This is a genomic window from Streptomyces silaceus, assembly GCF_001419745.1.
In the GTDB taxonomy this organism is placed as follows: domain Bacteria; phylum Actinomycetota; class Actinomycetes; order Streptomycetales; family Streptomycetaceae; genus Streptomyces; species Streptomyces silaceus.
Window position 1 is genome coordinate 1 of record NZ_LIRJ01000056.1, and the last position, 21,466, is coordinate 21,466.

23 protein-coding genes are annotated in these 21,466 nt (G+C 72.3%); 12 read left to right on the forward strand and 11 right to left on the reverse strand.

Going from position 1 to position 21,466, the window contains the following annotated elements:
- On the forward strand, positions 1-641 hold a 641-nt coding region (locus tag AOK22_RS06295; RefSeq protein ID WP_063795205.1), incomplete at its 5' end, for an HAD-IA family hydrolase.
- A gap of 40 nt (positions 642-681) precedes the next feature.
- Here AOK22_RS06295 and AOK22_RS39540 read toward each other — a convergent pair.
- Positions 682-831 carry a hypothetical protein gene (locus AOK22_RS39540; protein WP_425264005.1) on the reverse strand — a complete coding sequence of 50 codons (150 nt, stop codon included), beginning with the start codon at positions 829-831 and terminating at the stop codon, positions 682-684.
- Between the two features lie 189 nt (positions 832-1,020).
- Here AOK22_RS39540 and AOK22_RS44160 point away from each other — a divergent pair, with 189 nt between their 5' ends.
- Positions 1,021-1,098, forward strand: coding sequence for a 50S ribosomal protein bL37 (locus AOK22_RS44160; protein WP_466231358.1), 78 nt, complete (start codon positions 1,021-1,023; stop codon positions 1,096-1,098).
- A gap of 256 nt (positions 1,099-1,354) precedes the next feature.
- On the opposite strand, the gene AOK22_RS06300 is transcribed toward AOK22_RS44160, so the two are convergent.
- The 4 genes from AOK22_RS06300 to AOK22_RS06315 all read right to left on the reverse strand — a co-directional run bounded on the left by AOK22_RS06300 (position 1,355) and on the right by AOK22_RS06315 (position 4,874).
- Positions 1,355-2,416: a MerR family transcriptional regulator gene (locus AOK22_RS06300; RefSeq protein ID WP_055697573.1), complete on the reverse strand. Its 1,062-nt coding sequence runs from the start codon at positions 2,414-2,416 to the stop codon at positions 1,355-1,357.
- A gap of 3 nt (positions 2,417-2,419) precedes the next feature.
- Positions 2,420-3,202: a HEAT repeat domain-containing protein gene (locus tag AOK22_RS06305; protein ID WP_244164704.1), complete on the reverse strand. Its 783-nt coding sequence runs from the start codon at positions 3,200-3,202 to the stop codon at positions 2,420-2,422.
- Between the two features lie 201 nt (positions 3,203-3,403).
- A complete protein-coding gene (locus AOK22_RS06310) occupies positions 3,404-4,276 on the reverse strand; it encodes an undecaprenyl-diphosphate phosphatase (RefSeq protein ID WP_055697574.1) in 873 nt (290 codons plus the stop codon).
- A gap of 130 nt (positions 4,277-4,406) precedes the next feature.
- A complete protein-coding gene (locus AOK22_RS06315) occupies positions 4,407-4,874 on the reverse strand; it encodes a winged helix-turn-helix transcriptional regulator (protein ID WP_055697575.1) in 468 nt (155 codons plus the stop codon).
- A gap of 152 nt (positions 4,875-5,026) precedes the next feature.
- On the opposite strand from AOK22_RS06315, the gene AOK22_RS06320 reads away from it, so the two are divergent.
- Positions 5,027-6,196 carry a thiolase family protein gene (locus tag AOK22_RS06320; RefSeq protein WP_055697576.1) on the forward strand — a complete coding sequence of 390 codons (1,170 nt, stop codon included), beginning with the start codon at positions 5,027-5,029 and terminating at the stop codon, positions 6,194-6,196.
- A 53-nt stretch (positions 6,197-6,249) separates the two neighbouring features.
- Here the strand turns inward: AOK22_RS06320 and AOK22_RS06325 are convergent, their stop codons facing one another.
- Positions 6,250-6,954: a TVP38/TMEM64 family protein gene (locus tag AOK22_RS06325; protein ID WP_079036382.1), complete on the reverse strand. Its 705-nt coding sequence runs from the start codon at positions 6,952-6,954 to the stop codon at positions 6,250-6,252.
- Between the two features lie 49 nt (positions 6,955-7,003).
- Between AOK22_RS06325 and AOK22_RS06330 the strand changes: the two genes are divergently transcribed.
- The 4 genes from AOK22_RS06330 (at position 7,004) to AOK22_RS06345 (ending at position 11,278) form a co-directional block, all read left to right on the forward strand.
- The gene (locus AOK22_RS06330; protein ID WP_055697596.1) at positions 7,004-7,738 is read left to right on the forward strand and encodes a DNA alkylation repair protein; all 735 of its coding nucleotides are present in this window, start codon (positions 7,004-7,006) and stop codon (positions 7,736-7,738) included.
- Between the two features lie 31 nt (positions 7,739-7,769).
- A complete protein-coding gene (locus tag AOK22_RS06335; protein WP_055697578.1) occupies positions 7,770-8,711 on the forward strand; it encodes a phosphotransferase family protein in 942 nt (313 codons plus the stop codon).
- Between the two features lie 368 nt (positions 8,712-9,079).
- The gene (gene tuf, locus AOK22_RS06340) at positions 9,080-10,249 is read left to right on the forward strand and encodes an elongation factor Tu (RefSeq protein WP_055697579.1); all 1,170 of its coding nucleotides are present in this window, start codon (positions 9,080-9,082) and stop codon (positions 10,247-10,249) included.
- 237 nt (positions 10,250-10,486) lie between these two features.
- Positions 10,487-11,278 (forward strand): spermidine synthase, encoded by a 792-nt coding sequence (locus tag AOK22_RS06345; RefSeq protein WP_055697597.1) that lies wholly within the window; start codon positions 10,487-10,489, stop codon positions 11,276-11,278.
- Here AOK22_RS06345 and AOK22_RS06350 read toward each other — a convergent pair.
- The 4 genes from AOK22_RS06350 to AOK22_RS06365 form a co-directional block, all read right to left on the reverse strand.
- On the reverse strand, positions 11,240-12,586 hold the full coding sequence (locus AOK22_RS06350) for an MFS transporter (protein WP_055697580.1): 1,347 nt from the start codon (positions 12,584-12,586) through the stop codon (positions 11,240-11,242). The genes AOK22_RS06345 and AOK22_RS06350 overlap by 39 nt on opposite strands.
- Positions 12,587-12,745: 159 nt before the next feature.
- Positions 12,746-13,825 (reverse strand): DUF8017 domain-containing protein, encoded by a 1,080-nt coding sequence (locus AOK22_RS06355; RefSeq protein ID WP_055697581.1) that lies wholly within the window; start codon positions 13,823-13,825, stop codon positions 12,746-12,748.
- 134 nt (positions 13,826-13,959) lie between these two features.
- Positions 13,960-15,015 (reverse strand): DUF8017 domain-containing protein, encoded by a 1,056-nt coding sequence (locus AOK22_RS06360; protein ID WP_055697582.1) that lies wholly within the window; start codon positions 15,013-15,015, stop codon positions 13,960-13,962.
- An 81-nt stretch (positions 15,016-15,096) separates the two neighbouring features.
- The gene (locus AOK22_RS06365; protein ID WP_055697583.1) at positions 15,097-16,074 is read right to left on the reverse strand and encodes a DUF8017 domain-containing protein; all 978 of its coding nucleotides are present in this window, start codon (positions 16,072-16,074) and stop codon (positions 15,097-15,099) included.
- Positions 16,075-16,155: 81 nt separating this feature from the next.
- Here AOK22_RS06365 and AOK22_RS06370 point away from each other — a divergent pair, with 81 nt between their 5' ends.
- From AOK22_RS06370 to AOK22_RS06390, 5 genes are all read left to right on the forward strand, one after another.
- Positions 16,156-16,614 (forward strand): DUF4442 domain-containing protein, encoded by a 459-nt coding sequence (locus AOK22_RS06370; protein ID WP_193433274.1) that lies wholly within the window; start codon positions 16,156-16,158, stop codon positions 16,612-16,614.
- A gap of 320 nt (positions 16,615-16,934) precedes the next feature.
- Positions 16,935-19,424, forward strand: a complete 2,490-nt coding sequence (locus AOK22_RS06375) for a beta-glucosidase family protein (protein ID WP_055697585.1) — start codon at positions 16,935-16,937, stop codon at positions 19,422-19,424.
- Positions 19,421-19,768, forward strand: coding sequence for a hypothetical protein (locus tag AOK22_RS06380; RefSeq protein WP_055697586.1), 348 nt, complete (start codon positions 19,421-19,423; stop codon positions 19,766-19,768). Before AOK22_RS06375 ends, AOK22_RS06380 begins: the two co-directional genes overlap by 4 nt.
- 72 nt (positions 19,769-19,840) lie before the next feature.
- On the forward strand, positions 19,841-20,107 hold the full coding sequence (locus AOK22_RS06385) for a hypothetical protein (RefSeq protein WP_055697587.1): 267 nt from the start codon (positions 19,841-19,843) through the stop codon (positions 20,105-20,107).
- Between the two features lie 84 nt (positions 20,108-20,191).
- On the forward strand, positions 20,192-20,860 hold the full coding sequence (locus tag AOK22_RS06390) for a DedA family protein (protein WP_055697588.1): 669 nt from the start codon (positions 20,192-20,194) through the stop codon (positions 20,858-20,860).
- Between the two features lies 1 nt (position 20,861).
- On the opposite strand, the gene AOK22_RS06395 is transcribed toward AOK22_RS06390, so the two are convergent.
- A complete protein-coding gene (locus AOK22_RS06395; protein WP_055697589.1) occupies positions 20,862-21,395 on the reverse strand; it encodes a gamma carbonic anhydrase family protein in 534 nt (177 codons plus the stop codon).
- Positions 21,396-21,466 lie beyond the last annotated feature (71 nt).

Genomic DNA, 21,466 nt, shown 5'->3' on the forward strand with positions numbered 1-21,466 from the left:
CCCGGGGGGTGCTGATCGACGTCGGGGGAGTGCTGGTCCGGGAGTATCTGCCCGCCGCCGCGGCCGCGTGGGGCGCGCGGCTCGGCATCTCCGCGCGGGACTTTCTCGCGGCGCTCTACGAAGGCAACGATTCCGGAGTGCTGATCGGTGCCGTCACCGAGGACGCGTGGTGGCGCACGATCGCGCGTCGGCTGGACGTCGGCGCGGAGGTGGCCGCCGAGATACGGCGGGACCTGGCGGCGCGGGAGACGTGGGACGAGGTCTTGGTGGCGGGGCTGCGCGGTCTGCGGGGCCTGCGGGGTCTCCGGGGCGTGGACAGCGGGGCCGGTCGTGTGGCGACGGCGGTCGTCAGCAACACATGGCCGGACCTGCGGAGAAGGATGACCGAGGGCGGACTCCTGGACGTCGCCGACCACGTGGTCCTGTCCTGCGAGGTGGGCTGCGCCAAGCCGGATCCCCGCATCTACGAGATCGCGCTGCGGCGCACGGGCACGGAGCCCGACCGGACGCTGTTCGTGGACGACGTGGTGGAGAACGTCGAGGCGGCGCGAGCGCTGGGAATGGTGGGACATGTCCACAGGGACACGGTGGACACGCTCGGCCGGATCGACGCGTTCTTGGCGGAACGCGGCGGTGCGTGAACGGCTGACGCGACGGAACTCCCTGCGACTGCGCGGTCGACTACGCGGCCTTCACGACCTCCTCGCGGACGGCGGTCGCCCACTCCGTCACCAACTGCTCGTATTCACGGCGCTGTTCGGCGGAGAGACGACCGCCGGCGCGCAGCCAAAGGCCGCGAATCCGCTCGTTCAGTTCGACAGAAGACCGCACGGGGCCAGGGGGCGGTGGGGTTAAGGGCATGGCGTCAAGCCTAGGGGATGGCTACGACAATCGGAACTGTCAGCTACCGCACACCTCCACCAAGTGATCACGGCGCCCGGTCGCCGGTCTCGCACCCGTGTGAAACGGTAGATATGGCTGTAAAACCCCCACCCTCTATGGAAAGCGGTCGGTGAAGCCATGTCCTCGAAGCGACGCCGCAAGAAGAAGGCCCGCCGCAAGCACGCGGCCAACCACGGCAGCCGTCCTCAGTCGTGACGTACCGAGGTCGGACGTATGTCTGAATAAAAGGGGCGCATCCAGAAGGGGGCCCCCTGCCGAAGTTACTGCGGGACATCCGGGACCAGGCCCCCGTTCCGGATGAGTCGGCAGCCGCTGGCGTCGTGTATGGAGGTGCTCGACGCCAGCGGCATTGCCGTGTCCGCCGGTCTCCGTCCCGGATACCGTCCCTGTCCCTGTCCCTGTCCCCGTCCCCGTCTCCTGTACCGGCTCCCGGCCTCGCCCCCGGCCCCGGTCACTGTCGCTGTGCGTCGCGCAGCGAGAGGAGGTACGTCGCGGTCACCGCGACGGCACGGTCCTCGTCCTGGGACAGTTCCACGAGGGCACGGGACGCCGTTTCCCCCGGGATGCCTGCCAACGCCTGGGTCAGCCGCCCGCGCGCGCGGGCCTCCGTGCCGTCGTGGGCGATACGGTCGACGAGCCGGGCCGCGATCGCGTCGGCCGCCCCGTATCCGTCCCCGGCTTCTGCCGCCGTCTCGCTCTCGCTCCCGCTCTCGGCCGCCAGCACGCTCAGCGCGTCGGCCGCGTCCGTGTCGTTCCGCCCCGCCACGATCATGTCGACGAGCGTCGGGATCGCATCCGCCACTCCCCGCGTCCCGAGCGCCAGGGCCGCGTACCCGCGGACCACGGCGTCGGGGTGCGTGAGCGCGCCCCGCAACGGCTCGGTCGCCTCGCCGTCGGGCAGCGCGGCGAGGGACTGAACGGCACGTTCCCGCACGGCGGCCACCGGTGAGCCGAGCGCGTCGGCCAGCAGCGCCGGGGCGCCGTCGCCGGAGCGCGCCAGGGCCCAGCGAAGGGCTCCGGCGACGTTCGGCACCGTCTCGCTCAGCGCCGCCTCGACCAGGGCCTCGACCGGCACCGGGACCTCGTCGGCCGAGGACGCCGAGGAGAGCGCCGCGCGCTGCCGTGCGGCGGGGCTCTGCGACCCCAGTGCCTGGAGGAGCGCGACGGCCTGGAGGACGTCCTCCCAGCCGGCGGGTCCGGCGGCGTCGATCCGGGACAGGCGGGTGAGCAACTCCTTCTCCGCCGCGATGCGTTCGCGTGTCTGGCGGATGAGGTCGCCGACGAGCGCGGAGGGCGCGAAGCCGGGGTCGTCGAGCGCGCGCCCGATCTCGCGCAGCGAAAGACCCAGCGAGCGCAGGCTCTCGACGTGGAAGATCCGCCGGATGTCGTCGTCGGAGTACTCCCGGTACCCGGAGCCCGTACGGCCCGAAGGGCGCACCAGGCCGAGCGACTCGTAGTGCCTGAGCATGCGGGCGCTGACCCCGGACCGCCGCGCCACCTCACCGATCAACACGCTCTATTGTCCCTCGTGGCCGATGCCTGGTGCTTCCTGGTCGACGCCATGCCCTTCGGCTCCCTGGTCTCCCCGGTCTCCCTCGTCCCCCTGGCCGACCTCGTCGCCGGAACCGTGCTGCCCCGCCTGACCGGCACCGCCGAGCACCACGACCCGCTTCGCCTCCTCGATCGCGAACTCGAACCCGGTGTCCGGGTCGCGCAGCAGCCGCTGGGTGGCGAGCGCGTGGGTGCGTACGCGCGGGTCGGGCGCCGTCGCCGCCGCGTCCAGCGCCGGCACGATCACGTCGCCCAGTGCGACGAGAGCCCGACTGAGACTCAGCTGCGTCTCCCGCTCCCCGCGCCCCAGTTGCGTCGCCAGCACCTCGGCCAACGCGGGCTGCTCGCCCTCCGGCACGAGCACGACCGCGGCCCGCCAGGCACTCCGCGCCACCTCGTCGTCGGCATCGGTCAACAGGTCCCGTGTGATCGCGGGCCACGCCCGCTGATCCCCGACCTTGGACAGCGTGTGCAGTGCCTGACTGCGCGCCTGCGTACGCTCCGAACGGACCTCGTGGAGCAGCCGGGGGAGCGTCAGCGAAACCGGGTGCCGGGTGAGCGCCCAGGTCAGCATGTCGCGTACGAAGAACTCGGGCTCGACCGCGGACCGTTCGACGAGCTTGTCGACGAAGCGGGGGTCGGGCGTCGTACCGACCGTCAGAGCGGCCCGCAGTCGTACGGACGCATCGGCGTCCTCCAGCCCCCGCAGCGCTCGGAGCGCTTCCGTGTCCTGTGCAGTGATCGTCATCGGACCACCTCCTTGGCAAGCAGTGAAGGCCTTGTCACGGTGTCAAGGTCAAACGGGACGCCAGGGTCCTCGCCCACTCGCCGGGCGAAGCGAACACGACGACGCCCCGTCCCAAGAAGGGGACGGGGCGTCGTGGTCGTGGTGAGAGGGGGAGCAGGTGGCGGACCGGACGATCCCGCCGCGCGCACCCTTGTGCGCGGGTCAGCCCGCCGATTCCCCCGCATGCGGGCTGAGCGTCCCCGTCGCCACCAGGATGATCAGGACGATGCCGAGGAGGACGCGGTAGTAGACGAACGGCATGAAGCTCTTCGTGGTGATGAACTTCATGAACCAGGCGATGACCGCGTAGCCGACCACGAAGGCGATGATCGTGGCGAAGATCGTCGGGCCCCAGGAGACGTGCCCCTCGCCGGCGTCCTTCAGCTCGAAGACGCCGGAGGCGAGCACCGCGGGGATGGCGAGGAGGAAGGAGTAGCGGGCCGCGGCCTCGCGGGTGTAGCCCATGAGGAGGCCGCCGCTGATCGTGGCGCCCGAGCGGGAGACGCCGGGGATGAGCGCCATCGCCTGGCAGATGCCGAAGATCAGGCCGTCCTTGACGCCCAGTTCCTTGAGGTCCTTGCGGTGGCGGATGGCGCGGTGCTTGCCGCCCGTCTCGTCACGGGCCGCCAGGCGGTCGGCGATGCCGAGCACGATGCCCATCACGATCAGCGTCGTGGCGATCAGGCGGAGATCGCGGAAGGGGCCCTCGATCTGGTCCTTGAGCGTGACGCCGAGGACGCCGATCGGGATCGAGCCGACGATGACCAGCCAGCCCATCTGCGCGTCGTGGTCCGAGCGCGGCACCTTGCCGAAGAGCGAGCCGAACCACGCCGACAGGATGCGTGCGATGTCCTTGCGGAAATAGATGAGTACGGCGGCCTCGGTGCCGATCTGGGTGATGGCCGTGAACGCGGCCCCCGGGTCGTGCCAGCCGGCGAACGCCGCGGTCAGCCGCAGATGCGCGCTGGAGGAGATCGGGAGGAACTCGGTCAGTCCCTGGACGAGCCCGAGGATGAAGGATTCAAGCCAAGACATGAAAGCTGCGCCGTCCAAGTGACTGTGGGGTGACCGAGGCGGAATGCCGGGACGCGAGGGTGATCTCGCCCCCGTCGTGGGGGCAGCGTAGCGGGCTTGGGTTACGGGACGGTGGGAGGGCCGACTCCGGTCACTTCGTGGTCGTCGTCGACGGGCCCGTCGTGGTCCACCCGGGTGACTGCGGGTGCGCGGTGAGGTCGTCGTGCTCGACCGCCGCGCCGCAGGCCGAGCAGGTCACCACCGGCACCAGCTCGTGGCCGCAGATGTGTTCGAGGACCATCGGGCGGTCATCCTCCCGCAGATGGCGGTCGCCCCATGCCATGAGGGTCATCAGGACCGGCTCCAGTTCGAGGCCGGCCCGCGTCGCGCGGTAGAGGAACCGCTGCGGGCGCTCGCTGTAGGCGACCTTCTCCAGGACGCCCGCCTCCACCAGGCGGCGCAGCCGCGTCGCGAGGATGTCGCGGGGCGCGCCGATGTTGCGTACCAGCTGGTCGAAGCGTTCGTTGCCGAGGCACACCTCGCGCAGTACGAGCAGGGAGTACTTCTCGCCGACCAGGGCGAGCGTGTCGGCGATGGAGCAGGGGCGCGGATCCTTCATGCGGGCAGTGTAGGGGGCCGGGGATGGAGAGTTCAGATTTCCTACTCAGTGAGTTTTGTTTTCCAACCCTCTCGGTTATCGTGAGTTCGGATTTCCTACTTACCGGTAGCTCCAGTGGTCGTTCCCACTGGTCGTCGAAAGAGGACCGCATCATGCGTGACGCCGTCATCGTCGAAGCCGTACGCACCCCCGTGGGCAAGGGCAAGCCCCATGGAGCCCTCGCCTCCGTCCACCCCGTCGAACTCCTCGCCCACACCCTGCGCACCCTCGTCGAGCGCGCCGGAATCGACCCGGCCCTGGTCGACGACGTCATCGGCGGCACCGTCGACCAGGTCGCCGAACAGGCCATGAACACCACCCGCTATGCCGTCCTGTCCGCCGGCTTCCCCGAGTCCGTGCCCGCCACCACGGTCGACCGCCAGTGCGGCTCCTCGCAGCAGGCCGTGCACTTCGCGGCCCAGGGCGTCATGTCGGGCGCGTACGACCTGGTCGTCGCCTGCGGAGTGGAGTCGATGAGCCGCGTACCGATGTGGTCGAACGTGCCCGCGGGGGCCGACCCGTTCGGGCCCGGCGTCGCCGCGCGCTATCCGGAGGGACTGGTCCCGCAGGGCATCAGCGCCGAGCTCATCGCCGCCAAGTGGGGCATCGGGCGCGAGCCGATGGACGTCTTCGCCACGACCTCCCACCAGCGGGCCGCGCGCGCCTGGGACGCCGGCCTCCTCGACGCGGAGACCGCCCCGATCGCGGGCCTGACCCGCGACGAGTCCGTACGCCCCGCCACCACCCCCGAAGTCCTCGCCGGACTTGAGCCGGCCTACTACGACCCGGGCTTCGGCGAGCGCTTCCCGCAGATCGACTGGTCCGTGACCGCGGGGAACTCCAGCCCCATCAACGACGGGGCGTCCGCCGTACTGATCACCACGAGCGAGTACGCCGCCCGGCTCGGCCTGCGCCCCCTGGCCCGGCTGCACAGCTTCGCCGTCACCGGCTCCGACCCGCTGCTCATGCTCACCGGCGTGCTGCCCGCCACCGAGAAGGTCCTGCGCAGGGCCTCACTGACCCTCGACGACATCGACCTCTTCGAGGTCAACGAGGCCTTCGCGAGCGTCGTCCTCGCCTGGCTCCAGGAGACCGGCGCCGACCCGGCGAAGGTCAACGTGCACGGCGGGGCCATCGCACTCGGCCACCCGCTCGGCGCCAGCGGCACCCGTCTGATGACCACGCTCGTCCACGCGATGCGGGCGCGCGGCGCGCGGTACGCGCTGCAGACCATGTGCGAGGCGGGAGGGCTCGCCAACGCGACGGTCCTCGAAGCGCTCTGAGAGTTCTCCGGGCGCTCCAGGGAGTACGGGGACCGGACCAGTGCCCCGGCGACTCAGCGCCCGCGCAGGTGGTGGCGCTTGCACCACGCCACCGCCGCCCCGCCGAGACCCGTCACCGCGATGAACCCCATCGCGATCAGGAAGGCGGGCGACGTCGGCGTCGACGCGCGGGCGCCCGCGATGACGTACGCGGCCGTATTGGGGATCGACCCCAGGCCCGTGGCGAGGAGGAACGGCAGCCAGCCCATGCGGGACACCGCCGCGCAGTAGTTGGCCGCGGCGAACGGCACCCCGGGGAAGAGCCGCACCGCCAGCATCGACCGGAAGCCGTGCCGGCTGAGCTGGCCGTCCGCGGCCTTCAGCCAGCGGCCCCGCAGCAGCGGGCGCAGCGCGTCCTGACCCAGGATCCGGCCGAGCCCGAAGGCGATCCCGGCGCCGAGCACGGTGCCCGTGAGCGCCGCGACGAGCCCGGCCTGCGAACCGAAGAGCGCGCCCGCCGCCAGGTTCAGCAGCGGACGCGGCACGAACGCGGCGGTGCACGCCCCGTACGCCACGGCGTACAGGGCGACCGCCGTGGCGCCGCCCAGCTGGGCGGGCCACCCGTCGGACAGGATCCGCTGCGGCTCGAAGAGCAGGACGCATGTGGCCGCCGCCGCGAGCAGGACCACCAGCAGGGACAGCCGCGACCACGGCGAGAGCAGCGCCCTGGAACACCGCACGGCGAGGCCCTGCGGTCGGGTGGTTGCGGTCTCGAGCATCAGGGAAGATTAACCGCCTCGTGTGTCTGATCGCCGTATGGTGCGTCTCATGAGCGTCACAGTCCCGAGAACGGTGCTGAACGAAGTCAGGCGTCCGGGTCTGCGCAGCGACCTCGCCGACACCCTCGTCGAACGGCTCGTCGCGGCCTACCCCGCGGCGGCCGATCCGGAGCGGGCCGCGCAGATGAGGGCGTACATGAAGGACGTCGCCCCCTTCCTCGGACTGACCTCGCCGGTGCGCCGGGAGGTCTCGCGCACCGTCCTCGCGGGGACGGCGCGGCCGGACGAGGACGACTGCGCGGCGGTCGCGCTGGCCTGCTGGGAGCTGCCGGAGCGCGAGTACGCGTACTTCGCCGTCGACTACCTGCGCCGCCATGTGAAGCGCTGCTCGTCCGGCTTCCTGCCCGTCGCCCGGCACCTTGTGACGACGCACCCCTGGTGGGACACGGTCGACGCGCTCGCCGCGCACGTCGTCGGCGGGCTCGTGGCGGCCGACCCCGCGCTGCGGACCGTGATGGACGAGTGGATCGAGGACGAGAACCTGTGGGTGGCCCGCACGGCCCTCCTCCACCAGCTCCGCCACAAGGACGCCACCGACACCGACCGCCTCTTCACCTACTGCGCACGCCAGGCAGGGCACCCCGACTTCTTCATCCGGAAGGCGATCGGCTGGTGCCTCAGGGAGTACGCCAAGACGGACCCGGAGGCCGTACGCGCCTTCGTCACCCGGGAACGGAGCAGGCTGGCACCGTTGTCGGTACGGGAGGCGCTGAAGAATCTCTGAGGTCGACTCAGGTACGTGAAGGGAGAACACCTTGAACGCGCAAGCCCCGGGCCCCGACCTCTGGCTCGGGTACTTCGCCGATCGTGGGTACGACGGTGTCCGGCGGATCGGTGGCGGTGTCGAGGGTGTCGTCTACCGGCTGGGTGAGGGACTGGCCGCCAAGGTGTGGGGCGGTCGGCCGCCGGCCGGTTTCGGGGTCATGCGACAGGTGTACGCCGATCTCGCGCGGCACCCTCTGCCGTTTCGTACGCCGGAGGTCCTCGACGTCGAGGACCGCGACGGCGTCGTGGTGACGTACGAGCGTGAGCTGCCCGGGGAGCCGATCCGGGGCGACTCCGCACACGAGGTCCATGAGCGCGAGCTCTCCGACGGGCACCGCGACGCGCTGCTCACCGTGCTGCGCGGGCTGGCCTCCGTGCCGGGCACCGCGGCCATGCGCCGGTTGACGGTGCAGGGGGACGACCGTCCGCTGTGGCAGGACCACGACTGCTTCCGCGACGCGCTCGCGGCCCTGGTCGCCCGGGCCGCCGCCCGGCACGGTGCCGCCCTGGCCGCCCGCGTGCCCGACTTCGAGGCGGGAGTCGCCCGCACGCAGAAGGCGCTGCGCTCGCTCCCCGACGCCCCGGTGACGGCGGTCCACGGCGACCTCGTCCCGCCCAACATCCACGTCGACGCGGCCGGCCGGCCCGTCGCGGTGCTCGACTTCGGCTTCTGCACGACCGCAGGCGACCCGGCCTTCGAGGCCGCCGTCACCGCTGCCGTCTGGGACATGTACGGGCCGTACGCCCAGGAGCACGCCAGGGAACTCACCGGGCTCTTCGCCCGGGAACTCGGGTACGCGCCGACCGCGCTCACCACCTATCAGGCCGTGTACGCCCTCACGACGTACGACCTCTTCGGCCTGGACGACCGCGACGGGCACTTCCGGTGGTGCGCGGAACTGCTCCGGCGCAACGCCGTGTTCAGCGGCTGAAGCGGCCTCCTGCGGGAGATCCGTCGGGAACGCGGGGTGGGGCAACTCGTCGACCGCGGCGCGCCGTTCGGGGCGAAATTCATTCGACGTGCCCGCGTCCATCGGCAATGATCGGCCTCATGTTCCGGCACGCCTCTCCCACAGCTCCGTCCGCAGTCGCGGACGCTGTGCAGGCTGCCCTCCTCGCCCTGGCCGCAGCCGACGTCGCAGTCGATGTCGCTGCCGCTGTCACAGCCGCATTCGACGGCGCCCGAAGCTGACCCTCTCCGGACATTCCGGCGGACCCCGCAGGGGGAGGGTCGGTGCGGTTCCGGGGTCCCCGCCTCACTCAAGGAGGCCATCACTCTTTGTTCCTGGAAGGAACAGGCATGTCCAAGACGGCTTACGTCCGCACGAAACCGCACCTGAACATCGGCACCATGGGCCACGTCGACCACGGCAAGACCACCCTGACCGCCGCCATCACCAAGGTCCTCAGCGAGCGCGGCACCGGCACCTTCGTGCCCTTCGACCGCATCGACCGCGCGCCGGAGGAGGCGCAACGGGGCATCACCATCAACATCGCGCACGTCGAGTACGAGACGGACACCCGGCACTATGCGCACGTGGACATGCCGGGCCACGCGGACTACGTCAAGAACATGGTCACCGGCGCGGCCCAGCTCGACGGGGCGATCCTCGTCGTCTCGGCCCTCGACGGGATCATGCCGCAGACGGCGGAGCACGTGCTGCTCGCCCGCCAGGTCGGCGTCGACCACATCGTCGTCGCCCTCAACAAGGCCGACGCGGGCGACGAGGAGCTCACCGACCTCGTCGAACTGGAGGTCCGCGACCTGCTCTCCGCGCACGGGTACGGAGGGGACGCCGTCCCCGTCGTACGCGTCTCGGGGCTCAAGGCCCTGGAGGGCGACCCGCGCTGGACGGCCGCCATCGAGGCGCTGCTCGACGCCGTGGACACGTACGTACCGATGCCCGAGCGGTATCTCGACGCGCCCTTTCTGCTGCCCGTCGAGAACGTGCTCACCATCACCGGGCGCGGCACCGTCGTCACCGGCGCCGTGGAGCGCGGCACCGTCCGGCTCGGCGACCGCGTGGAGGTGCTCGGCGCGGACACCGAGACGGTGGTCACGGGCCTGGAGACCTTCGGCAAGCCGATGGAGGAGGCGCAGGCGGGGGACAACGTGGCGCTGCTGCTGCGCGGTCTGCCCCGCGACGCGGTACGCCGCGGCCATGTCGTCGCGGCGCCCGGCAGCGTCAGTCCGAGCAGGCGCTTCACCGCGCAGGTGTACGTCCTGTCGGCGCGCGAGGGCGGGCGTACGACGCCGATCGCGACCGGCTACCGGCCGCAGTTCTACATCCGCACCGCGGACGTGGTCGGCGACGTCGACCTCGGCGAGGCCGCCGTCGCCCGCCCCGGCGACACGGTCACGATGACGGTCGAACTGGGCCGTGACGTACCGCTGGAGACGGGGCTCGGCTTCGCGATCCGCGAGGGCGGCCGCACGGTCGGCGCCGGCACGGTGACGGGCCTCGCCTGACGGACCGCGTCACATCCCGTCCCGCCCGCCCCGGGAGGCACCGGCCTCCCGGGGCGGGCGGGCACAATGGACGACGTGGACGAGCACGAGTTCGAGGACGGGCGCGGCGTGGAGGAACTCGGTACGGCCGGGCCCGGCGCGGCAGGGCGCGGCGAAGAGGTGCCCGGTGAAGAGGGGCCCGGCGCGGGGGAGGCCCTGCCCGTGACCCGGCAGGTGGACCACGGCACCGCCAAGCTCATGCCCGACGTCGACCGGGCGCGGGCCTGGCTGCTCACCGTCGACGGAGCGCCGCAGTCGTACGTCGATCTGGACGCGCCCACGCACCTGGAGTTCGAGTACGCCCAGCGGCTCGCCCACGTCCTGGACACCGTGGCCGCACCGGGCGATCCGCTCGACGTCGTCCACCTCGGCGGCGGCGCCCTGACGCTGCCCCGCTACCTCGCCGCCACCCGCCCCGGCTCCCGCCAGGACGTCGTGGAGGCGGACCACGGACTGCTCGAACTGGTCGCCGAGCAGTTGCCGTTGGCGCCGGGAAGCGGCATCGCCGTGCACGGCGCGGACGCCCGGCAGTGGCTGGAGACGGCGCCCGACGACAGCGCCGACGTCCTGGTCGCCGACGTCTTCGGCGGCTCTCGCGTCCCCGCGCACCTCACCACGGTCGCGTACGCGCGCACCGCGGAGCGCGTGCTGCGGCCCGGCGGGCACTACACCGCGAACCTCGCCGACGGCGCGCCCTTCGCCTTCCTCCGCTCCCAGCTGGCCACCCTCGCCGAGGTCTTCGAGGAGCTGGCGCTGATCGCCGAGCCGGCCGTGCTGCGCGGCCGCCGCTTCGGGAACGCGGTGGTCGTCGCCTCGCACGACCCGGTCGACGTGGCGGCGCTCGCCCGGCGGGCGGCGTCCGACGCCTTCCCCGCCCGCGTCGAGCAAGGCGACGCGCTGCGGCGCCTCATCGGGGACGCGCGCCCGGTCCACGACGAGGACGCGGTGCCCTCACCCGAGCCGCCCGACGGCGCCTTCGGCATCGGCTGAGGGAGCGGAGGGAGCGGAGGGTGCCGAAGCGGCGGCCGCCGCGGTGTCGTCGGTGACCCGTTCGGGACCGGCCGCCACCTCCTTCGTACGACGCGTCAGGTTGCGGACGTCGGGGACGAACAGCACCGCCGCCGTCACCAGGACCACCAGCGCCGCACAGCCCCACAGCGACGGCGTGCGGCCGAACGCCGACTCCGCGGGGCCCGCGAGCGCGGTCGCCAGGGGCACCATCGCGACCGAGCCGAACCAGTCGTAGGCGGCGACGCGTGACAGCTTCTCCTCCGGGATCTCCTGGTGCATCGCCGTCATCCAGGAGACGCCGAACACCTCGATCGCCACCCCGCTGACGAACATCACCGCGGCCAGGCCCGCGACCGGCAGCGGCACCGCGAGCGCCGCCGAGGGCGCGGCCAGCGGGAAGACGCACAGCGTGCCCGCGAACAGCAGCCGCTTCGGCTTCCACCGCATCATCAGGAACGCGCCGCCGACGGTCCCGGCGCCGAACGCGCCGAGCGCGAGGCCCCACGGACCCGCGCCGCCCAGTTCGTCGCGCGCCACCAGCGGCCCGAACACCGACTCGGCGGCGCCCACCACCGCCACGACCACCGAGAACTGGGCGACGATCGACCAGAGCCAGGGCCGCCCGGTGACCTCCCGCCAGCCGTCCCGCAGGTCGGCGAGGAGCCCGCCGCCGGGCGCGCGCTCCGGGATGTGGCTGACGTCGAGGAAGGAGCGGAGCGCCCCGGCGACCGCGAAGGCCGCCGCGTCGACCGCGAGCACCCAGCCGGGGCCGAGCACCGCGACCATCAGACCGCCGAGCGCGGCGCCGCCCAGGCCCGCGCCCTGCATCGCCATGCGGTACAGCGCGAACGCCCGGCTCGCCTGTTCGCCGCTGACGGAGGACATCAGCATGCCCTCGGCCGCGGGCCCGAAGAAGGCCTGCCCGACGCCGCCGAGGCCGGTGAGCAGCATCATCTGCCACAGCCGCGGCTCGCCCGCGAGGACGAGCGCGGCGAAGGCGGCCTGCGAGATACAGTTGAGGGCGTTGGCGGCGACCATCACGTGGTGGCGCGGCAGCCGGTCGGCGACGGCCCCGCCGATGAGCAGGAACAGCACGAGCGGCAGCGTCCGCGCGGCGGCCACGAGTCCGACGTCCCCGCCGTCGCCGCCCGCGTCGAGGACGGCGAACGCCGCCGCGATCAACGCCCCGTGGCTTCCGAGGTTCGTCACGATCGCGGCGGCGGTCAGCAGTGTGTAGTTGCGCCCGGCCCAGGTGGGGCGGCGAGAAGTGGGGGCGGGAGTCGTCACCCCGGGACTATCCCCGGCGGACACCCGAACTGCCAAACCGTTTGTTCCGGTGCGGCTGTTCCGGTGTGGCGCGGTGTGTGGTGCCGGGGACTGTCCGGGCGCGGTGCGGGGCCTGGCGGCCGGTGCCGGTCCTGCTGGCCGCCGCCGGGCCCCGGTGGCTCAGGACTCGTCGGACGCGGCCTCGCTCCAGCGGACGGTGCTGAGGATCTTCTTCACCGTGGCGTCCGGGACCTCCTCCTTGACGCCCTTGGCGCCGTAGAGCGTCCAGGCCACGTACTCGCCGGCCTCGTTCTTGAAGCCGAACGTGGTGGCCTTGCCCTCGGAGTCGCACTTGCCCGAGGTGGCGGCGCCGGACGTCGTGGACGTCGCCACGCTGCCCTTGATGCCGGACTTGGTGGTGTAGTCCTCGATCTTGCTGATCTTGATCTTCTTCTTGTCGGCCTTGGTCTGCTCGGTGTAGCCGCCGAAGACCCACCAGGCCGAGTCGTTGCGCGCGATGTCCTCGGTGTTCTTGGCGCCGTTCTGGCCCTTCGTGCCGACCGCGGCGAGCGACGTGTCGTCCGGCTCGCCGTCCTTGTCGTCGTCGGACGTGCACCACTTCTCTTTGTAGACCGCGGGCGCGGACATGCCGATGATGGTCTTCGTGCCCTCGTCCTTGCGGTCGTCGAAGGCGATGAAGGTGTCCGGCGTCTCGACCTTCCAGTCCGGGGGCACGTCGAAGGCGGTGCCCCACTTCGGGTTCACCACGACCTGCCAGCCGGGGACCGTCGCCTTGTCCACGCCGCCCTCACCGCGCGCGTTGCCGTCGTCGGTGGGTGACGGGTCGGGCTTCTTCGACGCGGACTTCGAGGGCTTGGCCGGACCCGCTTCGTCGTCCTTGTCCTTGTCGCCGCCGAAGACCAGGAAGCCGGTGACACCGGCCGCCACGACCACGGCGAGCGCGGCGACGATCGCGGTGGTCTTCGTCTTGTTGCCTCCGCCGCCGCCCTGGCCGCCGCCGGCCATCTGCTGCGTCGCCGGCATGGGCGGCGGCGTCGGGGCCGCCCAGTGCGACTGCTCGGGCTGCGAGTAGGCGCCCGGCTGCTGCGGCGGCTGCTGGTAGCCACCCGCGGGAGGCTGCTGCTGATATCCCGGCTGCTGGTAGGGATTCGGCTGCTGGTACCCCGGCTGCTGGTACGGGTTCTGATTCTGGTCCTGCGGGTTCTGCTCGCCCCCGGGCGGCTGCTGTTCTGGCCACATGGCCAGTAACCATAGAGGTCCGTGGGGCCGGGTGCCACGGCCGTCCCCCGTGGGGGACGGCACCGGAACCGTCACGGACGTGCGGAACGTATGCAGATGCCGCGCGGAACGTACGCAGATAAGGGCAGAAAGCGTCAGGATTCCGTCGGATCGCCGTGTGTGCGGACCGTGCTGAGGATCTTCATCACGGTCTCCTCGGGGATCTCGTCCTTCACTCCCGTGGCGCCGTACAGGCTCCACGCCACGTAGTCGCCCGCGGAGTTCTTGAAGCCGAAGGTGATCGCCTTGCCGTCCGTGGCGCACTTGCCCCGCATGGGCGTGTCCTTGGACCTGGCCCAGGCGATGCTGCCCTTGATGCCGGACTTCGTGGTGAACGGCTCGGCCTTCTCGTCGGACGTGAAGCTCTTCTTGTCCGGCTGGGTGTAGGCGGCGTAGATCCACCAGCCGACCTGGTTGACCGCGACCTCGTCGGTGTTCTTCGCGCCCTTGGCGCCCTTGGTGCCCACGGCCGCCAGCTCGTGGTCCTCGGTCCTGCCGTCCTTGTTGTCGTCGGCGGTGCACCACTTGGACTTCAGATAGGCGGGCGCAGACATCGTCATCAGCGGCTTGCCGGTCTTGTTGTCCTCGAAGGCGATGGCCGAGCCGGGGTTCTGTATCTCCCACTCCGGCGGCACGTCGAAGGCGGTGCCCCACTTGGGGTTCACCACGACCTTCCAGCCCTTCACGGTCGGCTTGAGGCCGTTGTCCGTGCCGCGCTCGTCGTCGCCGTCGGCGCCGGGCTCCGGCTTCTGCGCTCCCGAGGCGTCGGACGCGGCCCCGGACGGAGCGGCGGAGTCGGCCCTGGCGTCCTTGTCGTCGTCGTTCCCGCCGAGCACCACGAATCCGGTCACGGCGGCGGCCACGGCCACGGCCGCCGCCGTGACGATGGAGACGATCTTGACCTTGCTCCCGCGTCCGCCGTTCCCGTCGCCGCTGCCGCCCGGAGGTGTCGCCCGGGGCACACCGACGGGCGCGGTGGGCGCGCTCCACTGGCCCTGCTGTCCGCCGGCGGGCTGCTGATAGGGGTTGGGCGCCTGGTATCCCGGCTGCTGGTAGGGATTCGGCTGCTGGTACCCCGGCTGCTGGTACGGGTTCTGACTCTGGTCCTGCGGGTTCTGCTCGCCCCCGGGCGGCTGCTGTCCTGGCCACATGGCGGGCAACGATACGGGGAGCGATCACACAAGATCACAGCCGCCCCGGGGGGAGTGCGCGGGCGGGCCGCCGGGCCGCGGTCAGTCCTCCGGCGACTCGTACTCGCGCACGGTCGCGAGGATCTTCTTCACGGTGGCGTCCGGGAGTTCACCCTCGACGCCCCGGGCCCCGTGGAAGGACCAGGAGGCGATCTCGCCGCCGGAGTCCTTGAACGCGAACACCGTGGCCTTGCCGTCGGAGTCGCACCTGCCGTCCTTGGCGGTCCCGCTCGACGTCGCGGTCACCAGGCTGCCCCGGAGGCCCGACGCGGTGGTGTACGACTCGGCAGGCCCGGTGGTGACCCTGCTCTTCTCGGGCTGTGCGTACGCGCCGTAGACCCAGCCCGTCGCGTCCTCGCGCGCGGCCTCCTCGGGGCTCTTCGCGCCCCGGTTGCCCCGGGTGCCCGCGGCGGCGAGCGACGTGTAGTCGTTCGTGCCGTCCTTGTCGTCGTCGCTCGCGCACCACTTCTCCTTGAAGTAGGCGGGGGCGGCGAAGGCGGCGAGGAACTTGGCGTTCTCGTCCTCGGCGTCCTTCTCGTCCACGACGCCGCCGGCCCAGTCCCGCGACTCCAGGGACCACTCCGCCGGGACGTCGAACGCGAGGCCGCGCTTGGGGTTCACGACGACCTTCCAGCCGGGCACGGTCGGCTTCGGCATGCCGTCGCCGGCCCGCAGGTTGTCGTCGGCGGAGCCGGTCGGGGCGGGGGAGCCCGACGAAGTGGGGTCGGGCCGCGCGGTGTCGTCCTTGTCGCCGCCGAGGAGCAGGGCGCCGGCGACGCCCGCGGCGACCACGACGGCGCCGGCCGCGACCAGGGCGATCAGTGTGGACCTGCCGCCTCCGCCGCCGCCGTGCGGCGCTTCGGGCGCGGTGGTCCCGGGCCCGCCCGGCACCGTCGGGGCGTTCCACGGAGCCTGCCCCTCATAGGGGTTGGGCTGCTGGTATCCCGGCTGCTGGTAGGGATTTCCTCCCGGGCCCTGAGGGTTCTGTTCTCCCCCGGGCGGCTGCTGTCCTTGCCACATGGGCGTCCACCCTAGGTGACGGTGATCTCCGCGCCGCCCGTCCCTGGCCAAGGGTCACTACTCGTGGGTAACATCGCCGTCATGAGCGCAGACCAGATGTCGATCGGCGAGATGCTCGCCGCCACGGTGCCGATGGCCAGGACCCTGAACCTCGAGTTCCGTGAGACCGCGCCGGACCGGGCCGTGGTGGCCCTGCCCGACCAGAGCGACTACCACAACCACGTCGGCGGCCCGCACGCCGGCGCCATGTTCACGCTGGGCGAGTCCGCGAGCGGCGCCATCGTCCTCGCCGCGTTCGGTGCGCAGCTCTCGCGGGCCGTACCGCTCGCCGTCAGCGCCGAGATCGCGTACAAGAAGCTGGCCATGGGCCCGGTGACCGCCACGGCGACCCTCGGCCGCCCGGCCGCCGACGTGGTCGCCGAGCTGGACGCGGGCGAGCGCCCCGAGTTCCCGGTCGCCATCGAGATCCGGCGCGAGGACGGCGCGGTGACGGGCGAGATGACCGTCGTGTGGACCCTGCGGCCCAACAACCCGAGCTGAACCGACGCGGACCGTGCTTGTCGCCGGACGGGGAGTGTCCCCGTCCGGCGAAGTGCTGTCCGGGGCCTGTCCGCGGCCTGACGCGTGCCGTCCCCGTCGAACCGTCCCGCTGATCAGCCCTCTTCGTTCACCTTGTTGACACGAGTCATCCGCGGTCGTGGTTTTCCCGCCGCTCCTCGTGGTGTCTAACGGTGTGTCACGTCGGCCCTGTCGCATAGTGCGTTCAAAGGCTGAACGACGACCCGCCATTGGCACGTGTACACGCTTCGCCTCACAAGGCCGTGTCCGCGCACAGAAGGCACAGAAGGAAGTGACGGCCCATGTCCGACTCCGTGTCCCGGCGCTCCGCCCTCGGGTTCGCCGCCGGCGCGATCGCCGTGGCGGCCGCGGCCACCGCTGGCCTGGCGGTGCCCTCGCACGCGGCGGGCCGCGCGCGACGCGGCCCCGGCGCCGGCCCCCGCGTCGAGTCCCTCGTCGCCGGGCTCACCCTCGACGAGAAGATCTCCCTGCTGCACGGCGCGAGAGACCCGGAGAGCCTCGGCCAGGCGGGCTACGTCCCCGGAGTGCCGCGCCTCGGCATCCCGCCGCTGCGCCTCGCCGACGGCCCCGCGGGCGTTCGCGTCGCGGCCCGCGCCACCGCCCTGCCCGCGCCCGTGATGCTCGCCGCCGCCTTCGACCCCGCGCTCGCCCGCGCCTACGGCCAGGTCATCGGCCGCGAGGGCCGGGCCCTTGGCCAGGACGTGCTGCTCTCGCCGATGGTCAACCTCATCCGCACGCCGTACGCGGGCCGCAACTTCGAGACCTTCACCGAGGACCCGCTGCTCGCCGCCGACCTGGTCGCCGAGGAGATCCGGGGCATCCAGGGCGAGGGCCTCATCGCCACCGTCAAGCACTTCGCCCTGAACAACCAGGAGAAGGACCGCATGTCGATCGACGTGCGGGCCGACGAGCGCACGCTGCACGAGACGGAACTGCGCGGCTTCGAGGCCGCCGTACGCGCGGGCACCGGCGCCGTGATGGGCGCGTACAACAAGGTCAACGGCACCTTCGCCTGCGAGAACAAGCCGCTGCTCGACGACGTCCTGCGCGACCGCTGGGGCTTCGAGGGATGGGTGATGACCGACTGGTCCGCCCAGCACAGCACCGGCAGGGCCCTCGCCGCGGGGCTCGACATGGAGATGCCGGACGGCACCCACTTCGGGGCAGCCCTCAAGCGCGCCGTCACGAACGGCGGCGTCCCCGAGGCGCACCTCGACCGCTCGGTGCGCCGGATCCTCGGCGTGATGGAGCGGTTCGGGCTGCTCGGCGAGAGCGTGCCGGAGCGCCCCGAGCGCGACCCCGAGGCCGGGGCCGCCGTCGCCCGCGCCGTCGCCGAGGCGGGTGCCACCCTGCTGCGCAACACCGACCGGACCCTCCCGCTGACCGGTCGCGCCGCCCGCGACATCGCCGTCATCGGCCCCACGGGCCGCCACCCCTTCGTCAGCGGCGGCGGCAGCGCCCACGTCGTCCCCGACCGGGCGGACAGCCCGCTCGACGCCCTCACCGAGCGCGCCGGACGCGGCGCACGCGTCACCTACGCGCCGGGCGAGGACCTGTACGGCAAGGAGATCCCCCGGAGCGCCCTGAGCCCCGCCTTCGACGCGGAGGAGCAGCGGGTGGCCGCGGGCAGGGAGTGGACGTACGAGGGGACGCTGACGCTCGACGAGGCCGACGCGTGGACGTTCGTCATCCACTACTCGGGCGAGCGGCCCGAGGTGGAGCTGGCGGGCACCGAGCTCTTCCCGCCGGTGCCGGGCGTCGGGGAGTTCTTCTCCGGCGGCCTCGTCTCCACCGCGCCCGACGGGCTGAACGTGCGGCGCGCCACCGTGCCCCTGACGGGCGGCGGGCACCGGCTGCGGATCACCGCGCGGGGCGGCGACCAGGGGCAGACGTTCCGGATCCGCCGCGTCACCGCCGCCACGCGCGCGGCGGACGTCGCCGAGGCGGTACGGACGGCGCGCGGCGCGCACACCGTCGTCCTCTTCGCCTACGAGGACGCGACCGAGGGGCAGGACCGCACGAGCCTCGCGCTGCCCGGCCACCAGGAGGAGCTGATCCGGGCGGTGACCGCGGCGAACCCGCGCACCACCGTCGTCCTCAACACCTCGTCGGCCACCTCCATGCCGTGGCTGGAGCGGACCGCCGCGGTGCTCCAGATGTACTACCCCGGACAGGAGGGCGCGGCCGCCACCGCCGCCGTCCTGTTCGGGGACTGCGACCCGGGAGGGCGGCTCACCCAGACCTTCCCGGTCGACGACGCGCACCACCCGACGGCGGGAGATCCGCGACGCTATCCGGGAGTCGACGGCGTCGAGGAGTACTCCGAGGGCATCCACGTCGGGTACCGCTGGTACGACGCCGAAGGGGTGCGGCCGCTGTTCCCCTTCGGGTACGGACTGTCGTACACCACCTTCGCCTACAGCGATCTGACGGTTCGTCGTGTCTCCGGGCCCGGCGTCGACGTGAGCTTCGTCGTGCGCAACACGGGCGCGCGCGAGGGGGTGACCGTCGCGCAGGTGTATGTGGGTCCGTCGCCCGATCTGCGGCAGGCGCAGGCCGACCGGGCGCTCGCCGGGTACCGGCGGATCGTGCTGCGGGCCGGGGAGCGGCGGCGCGTCACCGTGCGCGTCGACGAGCGCGCCCTCTCGGCCTGGGACGCGAAGCGCCACGTCTGGCAGCTCGGCACCGGCCGCCGCACCGTCCATGTCGGCACATCCGCACGTGAATTGGCCCTCTCCACGTCCATCGACATCAAGGGAGCCGGTTCATGAGGAGAAGGCGCGGAAGCGGGAGAAGAGAGAGCGCGGGCAGGGGCCGGATACGGCGCGCCGCGTCGGTCGTCGCCGTCCTGGCGGCGGCCGCCCCGGCCGCCCTCGTGCCGCTGCCCGCCCAGGCGAACGGCGGCCCGTCGGCCGTCGGGAGCACGCTCGTGCGCACCGACACGGGCTGGCTCCGCGGCGAATCCACCGCCGAGGGGCGGCACACCGAGCACGCCTCGCCGACGCACGCCTACGGCGCGGCGCTCGGCGATCGCGCGTTCGCCTGTCCGACGCTGCGCCTGAACAACGCGCTCGCCGCCCGCGGTTGCGGCGAGGTGCGGTCGGCGAACTCGTAGGCGTAGCCGGGGTTCGCCTCGCTGCGCGCGCTCGGCACCGACTTCGACTTCGGCGCGACCCATGTCAACGAAGTGCAGTGCCTCTTCAGGCACTTCGGCCCGACCTCGCCGTTCGACGCCCAACAGCGGGCGCTGTCGCGGCAGATGGTGCGGTGCCGGGGCTCCTTCGTCCGGGACGGAGTGCCGTGCGCCGCAGGCCGGCCCCATGTGCCGGACCAGCGCACCCGGCCCGGACAGGTGCTGTCGCTGCGCACGGCGCCGGCGGGCGGGAACGCGATCGACACGCGGGTGGGCGAGACCCACCGGTGCGACCTCTGGGACACCGTTCCGGCCGGATGACCCCATCCGGGTAGGCTGCCCGGCGTGCGTGGCCGAGGGGGGCGCGCACGCCGGGTACAAAGCACTTGATCGGGAGGAACCGGCTTGCACGTCCAGGAGTGGCTGGAGCACGTACCGGCCGTCAGCATCTATCTGCTGGTGGGCCTCGTCATCGGACTGGAGAGCCTGGGCATCCCGCTCCCAGGTGAGATCGTCCTGGTCTCCGCGGCCCTGCTGTCCTCCCAGCACGGCGACCTCAACCCGGTGATCCTCGGGGCGTGCGCCACCGCGGGCGCCATCATCGGGGACTCGATCGGATACGCCATCGGGCGCAAGGGCGGGCGCCCGCTGCTCGCCTGGCTGGAGCGGAAGTTCCCCAAGCACTTCAGCGCCGCGAACGTGGCGACCGCCGAGCGGTCCTTCCAGAAGTGGGGCATGTGGGCGGTCTTCTTCGGCCGCTTCGTCGCGCTGCTGCGCATCTTCGCCGGACCGCTCGCGGGCGTCCTGCGCATGCCGTACTGGAAGTTCCTGATCGCCAACGTCCTCGGCGGCATCATCTGGGCGGGCGGCACCACCGCCGTCATCTACTACATCGGCGTGGTCGCCGAGGACTGGCTCAAGCGCTTCTCGTACGTGGGTCTCGGCATCGCCGTGCTCATCGGCGTCGGCTCGATGCTGTTCGTCAAGCGCCGGGCCAAGAAGGCGGCGGCGGAGGCCGAGGCGGCCGCCCCGGCCCCCGTGGCCGAGGCGCGGCCCGTCCCCGCCGCCGACTGACTCATCCGCCGGAGTGCGCGGAGCGGTGGGTCTTGGCCAGCTCCACGTACAACGTGCCGTTCAGCGAGATGCCCTCGCGCTCCTCGTCGGTCAGCTGCCTGCGCACCTTGGCGGGCACGCCCGCCACGAGCGAGCCCGGGGGCACCTCCATGCCCTGGGGCACGAGCGCCTGCGCGGCCACCAGCGAACCGGCGCCGATGACCGCGCCGTTGAGGACGGTGGCGCCCATGCCGATGAGGCAGTCGTCCTCGACGGTGCAGCCGTGCAGCACGGCGTTGTGGCCCACCGAGACGCGCTCGCCGATCGTGATGGGGAAGCCGGGGTCGACGTGCAGGGTGCAGTTGTCCTGGATGTTGCTGTGGGCGCCCACCACGATGGGCCCGCAGTCGGCGCGCAGCACCGCGCCGTACCAGGCGCTGGCCCCGGCGTGCAGCGTCACCTCGCCGAGCACGACGGACGTCGGCGCGGTGAAGGAGTCCTGATCGATCTTCGGGTCCTTGCCGCCGATGCCGGTGATGAGTGCCTCGTGGCCCATCGGATGTCTCCCTCTTGTGTACGTCGTCACGCCTGAGCGCACCGTACGGGACCGGGCGGCCCGCGCCGCCG